Source organism: Streptomyces sp. NPDC000594 (assembly GCF_040299965.1).
Lineage (GTDB): Bacteria > Actinomycetota > Actinomycetes > Streptomycetales > Streptomycetaceae > Streptomyces.
The window spans coordinates 680,718-694,547 of the sequence record NZ_JBEPCY010000001.1; the positions used below are offsets into that span (position 1 = coordinate 680,718).

12 protein-coding genes are annotated in these 13,830 nt (G+C 72.6%); 11 read left to right on the forward strand and 1 reads right to left on the reverse strand.

What is annotated here, in order from left to right; all coding sequences use genetic code 11:
- Window positions 1-362: 362 nt before the first annotated feature.
- The 10 genes from ABT354_RS02495 to ABT354_RS02540 all read left to right on the forward strand — a co-directional run bounded on the left by ABT354_RS02495 (window position 363) and on the right by ABT354_RS02540 (window position 8,776).
- Window positions 363-1,283: a ribokinase gene (locus ABT354_RS02495; RefSeq protein WP_351487888.1), complete on the forward strand. Its 921-nt coding sequence runs from the start codon at window positions 363-365 to the stop codon at window positions 1,281-1,283.
- A 40-nt stretch (window positions 1,284-1,323) separates the two neighbouring features.
- Window positions 1,324-2,670 (forward strand): NtaA/DmoA family FMN-dependent monooxygenase, encoded by a 1,347-nt coding sequence (locus tag ABT354_RS02500; protein WP_351487891.1) that lies wholly within the window; start codon window positions 1,324-1,326, stop codon window positions 2,668-2,670.
- Between the two features lie 34 nt (window positions 2,671-2,704).
- A complete protein-coding gene (locus ABT354_RS02505; RefSeq protein ID WP_351487894.1) occupies window positions 2,705-3,229 on the forward strand; it encodes a flavin reductase family protein in 525 nt (174 codons plus the stop codon).
- The gene (locus ABT354_RS02510) at window positions 3,222-3,680 is read left to right on the forward strand and encodes a riboflavin kinase (protein WP_351487897.1); all 459 of its coding nucleotides are present in this window, start codon (window positions 3,222-3,224) and stop codon (window positions 3,678-3,680) included. The genes ABT354_RS02505 and ABT354_RS02510 overlap by 8 nt, the downstream gene beginning before the upstream one ends.
- Before the next feature lie 109 nt (window positions 3,681-3,789).
- A complete protein-coding gene (locus tag ABT354_RS02515) occupies window positions 3,790-4,638 on the forward strand; it encodes a nicotinamide mononucleotide transporter family protein (RefSeq protein WP_351487900.1) in 849 nt (282 codons plus the stop codon).
- Window positions 4,639-4,834: 196 nt separating this feature from the next.
- The gene (locus ABT354_RS02520) at window positions 4,835-5,962 is read left to right on the forward strand and encodes an enoyl-CoA hydratase/isomerase family protein (RefSeq protein ID WP_351487902.1); all 1,128 of its coding nucleotides are present in this window, start codon (window positions 4,835-4,837) and stop codon (window positions 5,960-5,962) included.
- Window positions 5,963-5,974: 12 nt separating this feature from the next.
- Window positions 5,975-6,538: a GNAT family N-acetyltransferase gene (locus ABT354_RS02525; protein ID WP_351487904.1), complete on the forward strand. Its 564-nt coding sequence runs from the start codon at window positions 5,975-5,977 to the stop codon at window positions 6,536-6,538.
- A gap of 95 nt (window positions 6,539-6,633) precedes the next feature.
- On the forward strand, window positions 6,634-7,431 hold the full coding sequence (locus ABT354_RS02530) for an SMI1/KNR4 family protein (RefSeq protein ID WP_351487907.1): 798 nt from the start codon (window positions 6,634-6,636) through the stop codon (window positions 7,429-7,431).
- 59 nt (window positions 7,432-7,490) lie between these two features.
- Window positions 7,491-8,063, forward strand: a complete 573-nt coding sequence (locus ABT354_RS02535; protein WP_351487910.1) for a sigma-70 family RNA polymerase sigma factor — start codon at window positions 7,491-7,493, stop codon at window positions 8,061-8,063.
- Window positions 8,060-8,776 carry an anti-sigma factor family protein gene (locus ABT354_RS02540; RefSeq protein WP_351487913.1) on the forward strand — a complete coding sequence of 239 codons (717 nt, stop codon included), beginning with the start codon at window positions 8,060-8,062 and terminating at the stop codon, window positions 8,774-8,776. Before ABT354_RS02535 ends, ABT354_RS02540 begins: the two co-directional genes overlap by 4 nt.
- Before the next feature lie 99 nt (window positions 8,777-8,875).
- Here ABT354_RS02540 and ABT354_RS02545 read toward each other — a convergent pair whose 3' ends face one another.
- Window positions 8,876-9,919 (reverse strand): polysaccharide deacetylase family protein, encoded by a 1,044-nt coding sequence (locus ABT354_RS02545; protein ID WP_351487915.1) that lies wholly within the window; start codon window positions 9,917-9,919, stop codon window positions 8,876-8,878.
- A 559-nt stretch (window positions 9,920-10,478) separates the two neighbouring features.
- On the opposite strand from ABT354_RS02545, the gene ABT354_RS02550 reads away from it, so the two are divergent.
- Window positions 10,479-13,625 (forward strand): AMP-binding protein, encoded by a 3,147-nt coding sequence (locus tag ABT354_RS02550; RefSeq protein WP_351487918.1) that lies wholly within the window; start codon window positions 10,479-10,481, stop codon window positions 13,623-13,625.
- The last annotated feature ends 205 nt before the right edge of the window (window positions 13,626-13,830 follow it).

The following is a 13,830-nucleotide window of genomic DNA, read 5'->3' on the forward strand; positions in this document are numbered from 1 at the left end:
CGCGTGCCCTGGCACCGCACTCCCCCTGGGCCTGGCGGCCCGGGAGGTGCCCCCACGCCGCGTTGTCGTCAATCACCAATGGCCCCCTGGGCCCTGGCGGGCCCGGGTGGGGGTGCCCCCAGTGCAACGAGGGGGAGTACCCCCACCGCAGTGGCTCAATCCTCCGCCTTGCGATGCACGTCACCAGACCCTCCCCCTACGCCCGAAGGGCGTGGGAGGTGCCCCCACTCCCTGACCCAGCCTCATCCGAAAGAAACTCCCTGGTGCGCCACGGCGGCGGGGCGAACGGGCACGACGAGGCTACTTGACGGCGCGGGGTCGCTGGTACAGCATGTCGGAAATCGATCTCCCAAGGAGTTCACATGTCGCTCATCACCGTCGTCGGTTCGGTGAACCGCGACTTCGTCCTGACCGTCGAGGACCTGCCGCACCCGGGCGAGACCGTGCTGGCGCGGCACTTCGTGGAGGGCGTCGGCGGTAAGGGTGCCAACCAGGCCGTCGCGGCGGCCCGGCTCGGATCGCGGGTGCGTCTCGTCGCCCGGGTCGGAGCCGACGCGGCCGGCATCCTCGACGCGCTCGTTGCCGAGGGCGTGGACATCGGCGCCGTACGGTCGGACGAGCGGGCCACGACCGGAATCGCCGCGGTCGTCGTCGACGGCGACGGCGAGAACACCATCGTCGTGAACCCGGGGGCCAACGCCGGCCTCGGTGTCCAGGACCTGCCGTCCCGGCTCGTCCGGTCGGAAGGAGAGATCGTCCTCGTCCAGAACGAGATCGCACCCGAGGTCGTCGACGCGGCGGTCCTGCGCGCCCGGGAACAGGGCGGGACCGTGGTCCTCAACCCCGCCCCCGCCCGCCCGGTCGACACCCGGGTACTCGCCGCCGTCGATGTCCTCGTCCCCAACCTCGGTGAATTCGCCGCACTGCTCGGCACCCACCGGCCCGCCACCGTCGATGAGGCACGAGACCTGCTGGAACGCGCCGCGCTCCCGTGCCGGGCCCTCGTGGTGACCCTCGGGGCGGACGGCGCGATCCTGAAGGAGGCCCACTCCACGACCACCCTCCATGTCCCCGCGCCGGCGGTGGACGCCATCGACACCGTGGGCGCCGGCGACACCTTCTGCGGTGCCCTGGCGGACGCCCTCGGACGGGGCACCGGCCTTCCGGCCGCCGTCGAACGCGCCGTCCGGGCGGCGTCGCACGCCGCCACCGGCCTCGGCGCCCAGACCTCCATGCCGTACGCGGCGCAGCTCGACGTATCCGCGGTCACCTCCGCTCTCTGACACCCCGCGGATCACCCACCAGCACTACGGAGAACCACCCATGAGGAATCTCAAGATCGGCGTGTTCGAGAACGCGCAGGCCAATGCGAGTGGCACGGCCACCTGGCGGCACCCCGACAGCCGGCGGCATCTCTTCGACTCCCTGGAGTACTGGCGCGATCTCGCCGCCCTGTGCGAGGACGCCAAGCTGGACTTCCTCTTCCTCGCCGACGCCTGGGGCTGGTCCGAGATCGACGGCGAGCGCCCGGCCATCGCCACCGAGGAGAGCCTCGACCTCCCGAGGCTCGACCCGATAGTCGTCGCGTCCACCCTGCTGTCCATGACGACCGACCTGGGTCTGGTCATGACGGGCTCCGTCCTCGTGGAACCGCCGTACGCGTTCGCACGCCGCATGGCCACGCTCGACCAGCTCTCCGGGGGCCGCATCGGCTGGAACATCGTGACCACCGGCACGGCCGACACCGCGGTCAAGGCGTTCGGCATGGAGATGGTGGCCCATGACGACCGCTACCGGATGGCCGAGGACTTCCTCGATCTGGTCTACAAGTACTGGGAAGGGGCCTGGGAGCCGGACGCGCTGGAGAAGGCGAAGGACGGAAGGTTCGCCGACCCCGCCAAGGTGCATCTCATCACCCACGAGGGCCCGTTCTTCCGCTCGCAGGGGTACGGCAACACCGCGCGCTCCCCGCAGGGCACGCCCGTGCTCTTCCAGGCGGGGGCATCGCCCGCCGGTCGCCGGGTCGGCGGCCGGCACGGCGAGTGCATGTTCGTCGGGAGCGGCTCGGTGGAGCAGCTCGCCGGGCACACCGCCGCCATCCGGGCGGAGGCGGTCAAGGCGGGGCGCCGGGCCGACGAGGTGAAGGTGATGTCGGCGTTCTCCTGTGTCATCGGGGCGACGACATCCGACGCGGAGCGGCGCTACCAGCGGATCCTCGACGCCCAGCGGCCCGAGGTGACCGTCGCCAGCTATGCCATGTTCACCGGGCTCGACCTCTCCTCCTACGCTCCCGAGACGCCCATGGCCGCTCTCTCCACCGAGCTGTCGCAGACCCAGGTGGCCCGCTTCGCCGACCGGACGGTCGGCGACGTCCTCGCCGACTGGCACACCCACGGTGTCGGGGCGCGGCCCGTCGTCGGTACGGCCGAGGAGATCGCCGACGAGATCTGCGCGCTGGCCGAAGGCGCCGACCTCGATGGCTTCCTGCTGTCGCCGGCGGTCCAGCCCTGCGGGACGGCGGACTTCGTCGAGTCGGTCCTGCCGATCCTGCGGGCCCGCGGAGTCTTCCGGGGGGCGTACACGGAGGGCGAGAGCCTGCGCGAGCGGCTCACCGGAGCACCGGACCGGGCGCTGCCGGCCAGCCACCCCGCGGCACGCTTCCGGCACTGAGAACAGAAAGCGCGACGAGAGGATGTCGAAGACCATGGCCACCTCCGCCCACCACCCGCTCCGGGCGTCCGCGCCGGCGGAGCTGGACGCGGCGACGCTCCGACGGGCGTTCGGGGCCTATCCGACCGGTGTGGTCGCGATGGGCGCGCTGCGCGGGAACGAGCCGGTCGGGTTCGCGGCCAGCTCGTTCGTCTCCATCTCGCTCCAACCGCCCATGGCGGCGGTCAGTGTGGCCCGCACCTCGACCACCTGGCCACGCCTGGCGGGGGCACCCGTTCTGGGGCTGAGCGTGCTCAGCAGCGGCCAGGGGGCGCTCTGCCGGCGCCTGGCCTCCCGGGAGGGCAATCGCTTCGACGGTGTCGCGTGGAAGACGACACCCGAGGGCGCCGTCCTGATCGAGGACGCCGCGCTCTGGCTGACGGCCCGGGTGAGCGCGACCTACGACGGCGGCGATCACGAGATCGTGCTCATGGAGTTGCTGACGGCCGAGTTGTTCTCCGGTGTGGAGCCGCTGGTCTTCCACACCAGTCAGTTCCGCGAGCTGACCCCCCATGGATGACACCCCGGCGGTGCCCGCGCACCTCATGGGTGCGGTGGTGCGCGGTGCCGGCCGGGGCCGTGGGCTCGGATTCCCCACCGCGAATGTCGCGGCCGACCCCGGCTCGCGGATCCCGCCCCCGGCGATCTACAGCGGCTGGGTCGTCCGTCTCGCCACCGGCGTCGTCCACCGCGGAACCATCAGTATCGGGTCCAACCCCACCTTCTGTGACACCGAGGATGTCCATGTCGAGGTGTACTGCCATGACACCTCGGACAACTTGTACGGCGAACGCGTCGGACTGTGGTTCGTGGCACGGCTGCGCGACACGGTGAGATTCGCTTCGCCCGACGATCTGGTACGCGCCGCCCGACAGGACGTCCTGAGGTCGGAGGCGCTGCTCGCCTCCGACCGGGGGCGCCGCGTCCTCACCCGCGCGCTCGCCGCGTACGGGAAAACCGCCTCTGCCTGAGGTATCGCTCCGCGGGGAGCGGCGTGCACAGCCGCCTTCCCGTGTCATCGCCGGCCTGGTCCGGACCCCCCACGCCCTGCCTTGCTCCGTACGAACAAAGGTGTGAGTAATGAGCGTATTCCATTGGCTGAATGAGCAGTTCAGCTTCTTCGGCCTGCCAGTCTACTGGTCCGACTTCCTCGGCAACATCCTGGCGCTCGCGACCGTCTGGCTGGCGCTGCGGAGATCGCTCACGGCCTGGCCGGTACAGATCCTCGGATCGGTGCTGCTGCTGATCGCGAGCCTCAACGTCCAGCTCGGAGGCAATGCGACCCGCCAGGTCGTGATCATAGCATCGGCCTCCTGGGGCTGGGCGACCTGGCGCCGCAGCAGGGAGAAGGAAGGCGCGATCAACGTCCGCTGGGCCTCGTGGCGGGAGCGTTCCGTGCTGCTCGTCGCCATGGTCGCCGGGACCTTCGCGTTCGGCGCCCTGCTCAAGGCGACCGAGGCGTCCTTCTACCCGGGTGCTCCCTGGTGGATGGTGCTCGCGGACGCCTGGATCTTCGTCGGCTCGATCCTGGCGATGTACTCCCAGGCCCGGCGGTATGTGGAGTTCTGGTTCGCCTGGCTGGCCGTCGACCTGGTCGGGGTGCCCCTCGCCATCCACTCCGAGCTGTACTTCTCCGGGATCGTCTACGCGATCTTCTTTGTGATGGTCGTCATCGGGATCCGCGACTGGGCGTCCCGCAGCAAGGACCAGGAGATCGCCTCACCGCTGGAGCCGGCCGTCGTCCTGGAGAGCCGGACCGACACCGCACCGGCCACGGGGCCCGACACCGCACCTGCCACCGGGCCGGACACCGCACCGGTCCCGGGGCCCGATACCTCGCCGGCCACCGGGAACACCTCCCCGTACTCCCCCGTCCACTCCCCGCGCAAGGGCACGGAGACCGTGAGCGGGACGGGCGCCGCCGACTGACGGCCCGGAAAGGTCTCCACCACTCAGGGATCCTCGCGAGCAGGGCCGGTCACGGTGGACTCGCGAGGACGCCCCGCTATAGGGTCGGGGCGCCCCGGCGGTCCGCGGTGCCGTCACCGGGTCACCGGGTCCGACCTGGAAGGAACCGACGGATCATGCGCGTCATCGAGACCCCGGGAAAGACGGAGGGCGTCCGGTGACGGCCTCCGGCGACGACCCCGTCCTGCTGCGCACCGAGGGGCGCGCCGCCTACGCCACCCTGAACCGGCCGAAGGCGCTGAACGCCCTCACCCTCGGCATGGTCCGCACCCTGGCCGATGCCCTCGACACCTGGGAGAAGGACCCCTCGGTCGGGACGGTGGTCCTCACCGGCGCGGGGGAGCGCGGTCTGTGCGCCGGAGGGGACCTGCGGGTCTTTCACCATGACGCCATGACCGGGGGCACCGCGTCGCTGGACTTCTGGCGCGAGGAGTACCGGCTCAACGCCCGTATCGCCCGCTTCCCGAAGCCCTATGTCGCCGTGATGGACGGCATCGTCATGGGCGGCGGTGTCGGGGTCTCCGCCCATGGCGGCATCCGTGTCGTCACCGAGCGCTCCCAGGTGGCGATGCCGGAGACGGGTATCGGTTTCGTCCCCGATGTCGGCGGTACGTATCTGCTGGGCCGCGCCCCCGGCGAGCTGGGCACCCATCTGGCGCTGACCGGCAGGGCCATCGGTGCGGCGGACGCGCTGCTGTGCGGGCTGGCCGACCACTTCGTCCCCGCAGGGGCCCTGCCCGCCCTCCTCGCCGACCTCGCCGTGGCCCCCGCGCACCAGGCGGTCGCCCGCCATGCCCGCGAGGCGCCGCCCGGCGAACTCGCCGCCCACCGCCCCTGGATCGACTCCTGCTGTACGGCGGAGACGGTCGAGGAGATCGTCGAACGGCTGGCGGGCCACGGTGATCCCGTGGCCCGGAAGACCGCCGAGACCCTGCTGACCAGGTCCCCGACCGCGCTCAAGGTGACCCTCGCCGCCCTGCGGAAGGCACGCGAGGCGGGGTCGCTGGAGCGGGTGCTGGACCAGGAGTACCGGGTGTCCCGCGCGGCGCTCACCCATCACGATCTGGCGGAGGGCATCCGGGCCCAGGTCATCGACAAGGACCGCCGCCCCCGCTGGTGCCCGCCCACCCTGGCGGAGGTCGGCGAGGACGAGGTGAACCGCTTCTTCGCCCCCCTCGGCGAACATGAGCTGGGTCTCGCCGCCGGAGCGGCGGAGGGCGCCGCACCCTCGGCCCGGCGTGCCCGGCACGCGGGAAATTGCCTGGACGTGGGGGACCGGGCTTGATCCGATGGTGGGATGACACATTTCTGGAAGGGCAGCCGGGTACGTCTCAGGGGCGTCGAGCCGGAGGACTGGACCGCGTTCATGCGCTTCGACGAGCACTCCGGCCATCAGCGGTCGAGTGACTTCCTGAGGCCGCCCCGCTCCGCCGAGGGCTATCGCACCTGGGCGGCGCGCATGGCCACCGAAGCCCCCGAGGGGGACTCCTTCCGGCTGGCGATCGAGGCGCTCGACACCGGGGCGGTGGTCGGCGTCGTCAACACCTTCAACGCCGAACCACAGGAGGGCAGTTTCTCGTACGGGATCGGCGTCGGCGGGGACCATCAGCGCAAGGGCTACGCGGCGGAGGCGGCGGTGCTGCTGATGCGGTACATGTTCGCGGAGCGCCGCTACCACAAGTGCGAGGTGAGCGTCTATGCGTACAACGAGGCCTCGCTGGCGCTCCATCGGCGGCTCGGCTTCACGGAGGAGGGGCGCCTGCGCGACCACGCCTTTCTGGCGGGGCAGTACCGCGATCTCGTCATGATGGGCATGCTCGCCGAGGAGTTCGCCGAGGCGCACTCACTGGGCGGGCTCTGAGCCGACCCGGCCCCGGAGGCCGCCGGTGCCGCCGCCCGCGCGCCGCCCGAGCGGTCCCCGCCGCCCCGGGGAGCCGCTGTGGCAGACTCCCGCGCATGCGGCCGGATCATATGCTTCTGCGGGACCTGGTCGACGGGACCACGGCGATCGTCACCCGGCCCGGCGCCGGCCGGACCGAGGCGGAGATCCGCGCGGCGGAGTCGGTCGTCGGCCCGCTGTCCCCTTCGTACCGGTGGTGGCTGACCACCTACGGCGAGGGGAGCTTCCAGCGGCAGGAGATCGCCACCGTGGGGCCGCCCCGCCATATCGCCGCGTCGGCCCTCACCGAGGGCTGGTCCGGCGGCGACCGGCTCTGGTTCCACCAGGACGGCGACTGCGGTGACCGGTACGGGTTCGCGCTCGACGCCGCCGGGGGAGCGGGCGCGGGCGCGGACACCGGAGACCCCGTGGTCCGGCGGGAGCACCCCGTGGTCCGGTGGGACGGCCACACCGGCGACGAGGAGCCCTTCGCCGAATCCTTCGCCGGATTCCTCACGGTACGGACGGCGCTCGCCGCAGGGCTGCGGGAGGGCCCGAACCCCAGCATGGCCCGTCTGTGGCGCTCCACACCGGGGGTGCTCCTGACCGGCGGTACGGTGATCTACGGGCCCCATGTCCTGCGCGAGCGCAACGAGACCCACCGGGTCCCCGCGTACGCGCCCCACTGGGTGCTCATCGGGGACGACGGCGCGGGCACCGGACTGTTCATGCGGCGCCACGGCCGGGACCGCGCCTCGGTATACCGCCTCGGCCTGAGCGCCGTCGAGGAGGACATCGCGAGCGGCGGCGAGTTGCTGACCGGCGATCTGCTCGGCTGGCTCGACCGCTGTGTCCATGAGGGCCGCCGCTGTTGAACCGTCCGGGCGCGCTGTCCGTGTTCACCACATCGACCTGCGGAGGACGGAGTGAATGGATGGCGGCACTGTGGTCGCGCGCCCGGCAGCGGACGAGTGACGAAGTACTGGTCCGGGCTCTCTACGAGGAACACGGCAGGGCCCTGCTGGCGTACGCACAACGGCTGACGGGTGATCGCGCCGCCGCCGAGGACATCGTCCAGGAGACGCTGATCCGGGCCTGGCGTCATCAGGAGAAGCTGACCAACGGCAGGGGTTCGATACGGGGTTGGCTGCTCACGGTGGCCCGCAATATCGTCACCGACCGCTCCCGGGCGAGGGCGGTGCGGCCCGCCGAGGTCGCCGAGAGCCCGACGAAGGTCCCGGTGGCCCAGGACCACGCGGAGGCGGTCGTGGACTCCATGGTGGTCATGGAGGCACTCGACCGGCTGTCGGCGGACCACCGGGAGGTTCTTGTGGAGATCTACTTCCAGGGCCGGACGGTCAGCGAGACCGCCTCGGTGCTCGGCATACCGGCCGGGACGGTGAAGTCCCGTTCGCACTATGCCCTGAGACAATTGAGAGAGTTGTACGCGGAGCGGACCGGAACCGGCCGGGGGCGGCTGACCGCGGTGAAGGAGGCGGCGGCATGAGCATCCAGCAGCATGACAGCACGCTGCTCGGCGCCTATGTGCTCGGCGCCCTGGACGAACAGGAGAGGCGCGAGGTCGACGCCCATGTGGCCGTCTGCGGGGAGTGCCGGTTGGAGCTGGAAGCCCTCAAGGACCTGGAGGCAGGCCTCGGGGAGATACCGCCGGAGGCCTTCCTCGACGGGCCGCCCGACGACGGCGATCTGTTGCTCCAGCGAACCCTGCGGCAGGTCCGCACCGAGCGCTCCCGGTCCGAGCTGCGGCGCCGCGTGGCCCTGTCCGCGGTGGCGGTGGTCGCGGCGGCGGCCGTCCTCGGCGCCGGATTCCTGCTCGGCCGTACGGGAAGCGACTCCGCCACGGGGAACGAGGCCGTGCCGCAGCGCATCCCGACGGTGGCGACCCCGCCGGTGGAGGGCATCCGGGTGGCCTCCGTCACCGACCCCGGGACCGGGGCGCGGATGTCCGTCCGGGTGACCCCGGCGACCGACTGGGTACGGGTCCACGCGGCGGTGGGCGGGCTGCCCGTCGGGGAGTTGTGCCGGCTGGTGGTGGTCGGGAAGGACGGCACCCGCGAGGTCGCGGGGAGCTGGCTCGTGGGCAGCAGTGAGAAGGGGGCCGGCCTGGACGGCTCGGCCGCCGTGGCGGCCGAGGACGTGAAGGAGATCGTCGTGGAGAACGCGGCGGGGAAGACATTCGTGACGGCCCGTCTGACCTGAGGCGGTGGGCGGCGGCCCGGGGCGGGGGCGAGTGCCCCGCGCCGGGCCGCCGCCGTGCGGATCCCTTCCCGGGGTGGCGCGGCCCCCGGGGGAGTGTCCTCAGCCGGCCTTGGGGACGGCGGTCAGCGCGTCGGCGGTGACACAGTGGAAGTCCCGCTCCAGCAGGCCCTCCACGATCGCGGGCAGGGCCCGGACGGTCTCCCGCCGGTCCCCGCCGCCGTCATGCATCAGGATCATGGAACCGGGCCGCACCCCGTCGAGGACCTTGCCGGTGATCTTCTCCGGGCCGGGCCGGGCCCAGTCCCAGGAGTCCACGTCCCACAGGGCCAGGGCGGGCCCGGCGTCGATGAGTTCGCCCAGGGTCTCGGGGGAGCGGGCGCCGTACGGCGGGCGGAAGAGCGTCGGGGCCCGCCCGATGGCACGATCGAACGCCTCACTGGTCCGGTCGATCTGGAGCCGGAACTCCCGCGGGGTCAGATCGGGCAGGAACGGGTGCGACCAGGTGTGGTTGCCGAAGCCATGGCCCGCGTCGGCGATGCGCCGCACCTCGTCCGGGAGGGCCTGGACATGCATGCCGACACAGAAGAAGGTGGCGGGGACGCCGTACCGGTCGAGGATGGCGAGTACCTCCCGGGTGAGGACGGGGTCCGGGCCGTCGTCGAAGGTCAGGGCGACCTCCCGGCGCTCGCGCGAACCGTGCGGGAACCACCGTCCCGCGCGGGTGAGGGCCTCCTCCACCGGGGCGCTGCGGCGGATCCCGCCGTGGTAGTCCTCCTCCCGCCCGATCTGGCTGCCGCTCTCCGCCGTCACGGGGGTGAGGGTGGCGAGGTCGCTCCGCGCCCGCTCGGCGAGGACACGGGCGGGGACGGAGCCGAAGCCGGGCCGCTCCGGCAGGTGCCAGGGGTCGGCGCGGTGGACCCGCAGCCCCGCCGCCGTCAGCAGGCCGTCCACCAGACCGCAGGTGGTCTCCACGGCGATGGCGCAGGGCAGGCCGCTGGTCCGTTCCAGCGCGCCGAACCAGTCGGTCAACTCCGGTACCCGCGAGGCCTCCCAGCGCGTGGGCGCGACGGCCGGCTCTCCGGCCGCGTCGACGACCTCCACCTCGTAGCCCTCTGCGGACCAGGCGATTCCCGCGTACAGCATGCGTACTTCCTACTCGCTCGCCCGGGGCGGCGGGCGCACCGGGGGGTCGGATGAAGGGCGCCGGAGAGGTACGGGGGCCGGGCGCCCGGTCCGTGTCCGTCACCGGTCTCCGGTGCGGGTACGGTGTCGGGCGTGGCCGGATCCCGAGGCTCCGGCAGATGTCCCGGCGTCCGGTGGGACGGGGACATCGCTCGGGAGGAGCCGGATTCGGGCCCGGATTCGGTGAGTTGCCGAAGTCGGAGATCGTCTTCCGTTTCCTGCCGGGTCGTACGCTCGCACCCTCTCTGACGAGGGATGTTGCCATTTTGATCATGGCCCGACAAGGTTCGGCCCGCGCGACCGATCCCCACCGATGTCCACGAACTCTCCATCATTGCGACACAAGTGCGACACAGGCACGCTATTGTTCGCCGTGCCCCGCCGTGATTGGTCCAGACCATATCCAAGGGTGACATCCGCGCGCTATGCCCATGACCGTCTCCTTTGCCAACGTGCCCTGGCTCAATCCGCCTGTGGCCCACCGCTCTTGGAGGGCATCATCAACGCTCAGCACGGACCGTTGACCGTCCCGGACCTGCTGGACTCCCGCGCCGGGAAACAGCCCGACGGCACAGCGATCCAGGTACGGGGCGGTGGCACCCTCACCTATGGCGCCTGGCGCGAACAGGCCGTCCGGGCCGCGCACGGGCTGGCGGACGCGGGGGTGCGCCCCGGTGATCTGGTGGCCCTGCGCTTCACCGGCGAGGAGTGGGACCGGTACGCCGTGGCCTTCCTCGCCACCCACTACGCCGGGGCGGCGGCGCTCCCGCTCCGCGCCGATCTCGCCGAAACCGAGGCCGAACGGCTCGCCGGGATCTGCGGCGCCACCGCCGTACTCCGCGGCGACCGGCTGCCCGGCCTCCCCGGGCCCCTGGCCACCGCCGACCATCTGCTGGAGACCCTGCTCTCCGCCCCGGCCGGCGACGGCCCGCCCCCGCACCGGCCCGCCCCCCTCGACCGGGCGCAGGTGGTCGGCACCTCCGGAACCACCGGCACCCCCAAGGGCGTTCTGGCCTGCCACGCCAACCTCACCTCGGGACAGCGGCTGAACCCGCGCCCCCGCCCGTACGCCCACTCCCGCCATGCCGTGCACGCCTTCCCCATCGGTACCAACGCCGGACAGATGATGCTGCTCGGCGCCCTCACCGGTGCCCCCACCACCGTCGTCCTGCCGCGCTTCGACGCGGAGGAGTTCGGCCGCACCGTGTCCGAACTCCGGGCCGGGACCGCCTTCCTGGTCCCCTCGATGGCGATCGAACTGCTCAACTCCGGTGCCCACGAGAAGTGGGACCTCTCCAGCCTGCTCCTCCTCAGCTCCTCGGCCGCCGCCCTGCCCGCTCCCGTCGCCCGTGCGCTCACCGAGGCCCTGCCCCGGGCCACGGTGGTCAATGTCTACACCTCGGCCGAGGCGGTGCCCGCCCAGCTCTCCACCGTGGTCGATCCGGCCAGGCCCGGCTCCGTCGGCCGCCCCACCGACCCCGGTGACCTGCGGATCCTTGGAGCCGACGGGACGGAGCTGCCCGCCGGGGAGACCGGCGAGGTCTGGCTGCGCCAGCCGGGGCCGCAGCGCGCCTACACCGGCGACCCCACCGCGGGCACCACCGTCTTCCGCGACGGCTGGGTACGGATGGGCGACCTCGGACGGCTGGACCCGGACGGCTTCCTCCATCTGGTGGACCGGGAGAGCGATGTCATCAAGTCCGGCGCCCTCAAGGTCTCCACGCTGCGGATCGAGGACGCGCTCCATGAACACCCGGATGTCGCCGACGCGGCGGCGCTCGGCGTCCCGCACCCCGTGATGGGCCGGGTACCGGTAGCGGTGGTGGTCCCCGCCGCCACCGGTCTCGACCTCGACGCCCTGCGGCTCTTCCTCAGCACCCGGCTGAGCCGCGCCGAACTCCCGGTACGGGTCCTGCTCGCCGACGACCTGCCGCGCAACGCCACCGGCAAGGTGGTCAAGCACCGGCTGCGCCCGCTCTTCGACACCGAGCACACGGCGCGTACCGAGGACACGGCGGCCGTCGCTGCGGGCGGCGCCCCCGCCCCGGCGCCGGTCCGTCCGGGCGGCGCGCCCCGTACCCCCACCGAGCTGCGGCTCGCCCGGATCTGGCAGGAGGTCCTGGGCCGTCCGGTACGGGATGTGGCCGAGGAGTTCTTCGCCCTCGGCGGCGACTCCTTCCGCGCCGTCCAGCTGGCCGCCGCCCTCACCGAGCACTTCGGCGTGGAGGCCGGTGCCGCGGTGGTCTTCGGCCGCCCAGCCCTGCGGGCACAGGCCGCCTGGCTGGACGAGCGCGCCTCGGCCGCTCCGGCGGGTTCCGCCACCGGCACCGGGGACACGGTGGCCGCTCCCGCCGGGCATACGGTGCCCGGGATCCCGCCCTATCTCACCGCGCTGCGGGCCCAGCCGCACGAGGTACCGCTCACCAGCCAGCAGGAGAACTTCCTGGACTGGATGGCCGAGGAGTCCGGCCGGGACGTGGGCGCCGTCATCGCCCTCTTCCGGGTGACCGACCGGCTGGAGCGGCCCGCCCTCGGCCGGGCCCTGACCGAACTCGTCCGGCGGCACCCCGCCCTGCGCACCCGCTTCGTCCCGGTGCCCGGCGCCGTCCCCGGCCTGGTCCGCACCGTGCTGGACGAGGAGCCGCACGCCCGGATCACCCTGCACGAGGCCCCCGGCGCCACCGACGAGGAGGTCGACGCGCTGCTCATCGCCGAGCGGGACCGCCTCACCGACCTCGGCACCGACCCGACCGCCCGGCTGCTGGTGGTGACCCGCGCACCCGAGGACCACATCGTCCTGCTCGCCGTCCACCACATGGTCGCCGACGGCTGGTCGATCGGTGTGCTGCTGCGGGAACTCGGCCTCGCCTACGACGCCCTGCGCCGGGGCCGCGAGCCCCGGCTGCCCGCCCACGCCCTGCCCTACCCGTCCCTGATCGCCTGGGCGAACAGCCAATGGGAAGCAGGGCGCGGGCACTTCGCCACCGCGCTGGCCGGCGCGCCGTCCGCCCTCGACCCCTTCCCCGGACGCCGCACCGTCGACCAGGTGCACACCGTGGCGCACCCCTTCACCATCGGGGCCGCGCCCGCCGCACGGCTGCGGGAACGGGCCGCCGCCCTCGGGGTCACCCCCTTCATGGCGGTGGCCGCCCTGTGGAGCGGAGTGCTGACCGCCCGCAGCGGCCGGACCGATCTGGTACTGATGACCCCGGTACCCGGCAGGACCCGGCCCGAGGCCCAGCGGACCGTCGGCTGTCTGGTCCAGTCACTGCTGGTCCGGATCGACTGTTCGGGCGGCCCCGGCTTCGCCGAGCTGGCGGAGCGGGTACGGCTGGCCGCCACCGGGGCGCTGGACCATCAGATGTATCCGTACGCCGAGTTCAAGCCCCATGTGGTGGCCTTCCCGGCCTGGCTGCGGTACGAGAACTGGGCGGCCGACGCCCATCTGCCCGGCCTGCACTGCGGGCCCTGGACGCTGCCGCGCGGGACCACCGTCCCCTGGCCGCTGCCCGGAGGGGACCTCGGGGTGCCCGAACTGACCGTGGTCGAACAGCCGGACGCCTCTCTGAACTGCTGGATCCAGTTCAACGCGCTCGCCTTCGAGGAGGACGTGATCGCCTCGCTCGCCGAGGAGTTCACCACCGCCCTGACCGCCGCGGGTCGCTGAGGGCCACCGCCCGGCCGACCCACCGCACCGTCCTTCCTGCCGTCCTCCCTGCCGTCCTTCGCTGTCACCGGGAGCCTCCCCACGGGCCCCGGTGACACACCGCCCGGCCCGCGTCCCCCGCCTCCTTTGCCTCTTTCCCCTGCCCTTTTCGCCCGCTCGTCTCCCCCGCTCGTCTCCCCTGCCCACTTCCCGGACCGGCCGAACG

What these genes read in the sequence shown, in the direction of transcription:
- ABT354_RS02495 (WP_351487888.1), top strand. Translation starts at nt 363, where the DNA reads ATGTCGCTCATCACCGTCGTCGGTTCGGTGAACCGCGACTTCGTCCTG.
- ABT354_RS02500 (WP_351487891.1), top strand. Translation starts at nt 1,324, where the DNA reads ATGAGGAATCTCAAGATCGGCGTGTTCGAGAACGCGCAGGCCAATGCG.
- ABT354_RS02505 (WP_351487894.1), top strand. Translation starts at nt 2,705, where the DNA reads ATGGCCACCTCCGCCCACCACCCGCTCCGGGCGTCCGCGCCGGCGGAG.
- ABT354_RS02510 (WP_351487897.1), top strand. Translation starts at nt 3,222, where the DNA reads ATGGATGACACCCCGGCGGTGCCCGCGCACCTCATGGGTGCGGTGGTG.
- ABT354_RS02515 (WP_351487900.1), top strand. Translation starts at nt 3,790, where the DNA reads ATGAGCGTATTCCATTGGCTGAATGAGCAGTTCAGCTTCTTCGGCCTG.
- ABT354_RS02525 (WP_351487904.1), top strand. Translation starts at nt 5,975, where the DNA reads ATGACACATTTCTGGAAGGGCAGCCGGGTACGTCTCAGGGGCGTCGAG.
- ABT354_RS02530 (WP_351487907.1), top strand. Translation starts at nt 6,634, where the DNA reads ATGCGGCCGGATCATATGCTTCTGCGGGACCTGGTCGACGGGACCACG.
- ABT354_RS02535 (WP_351487910.1), top strand. Translation starts at nt 7,491, where the DNA reads ATGGCGGCACTGTGGTCGCGCGCCCGGCAGCGGACGAGTGACGAAGTA.
- ABT354_RS02540 (WP_351487913.1), top strand. Translation starts at nt 8,060, where the DNA reads ATGAGCATCCAGCAGCATGACAGCACGCTGCTCGGCGCCTATGTGCTC.
- ABT354_RS02545 (WP_351487915.1), bottom strand. Translation starts at nt 9,919, where the DNA reads ATGCTGTACGCGGGAATCGCCTGGTCCGCAGAGGGCTACGAGGTGGAG.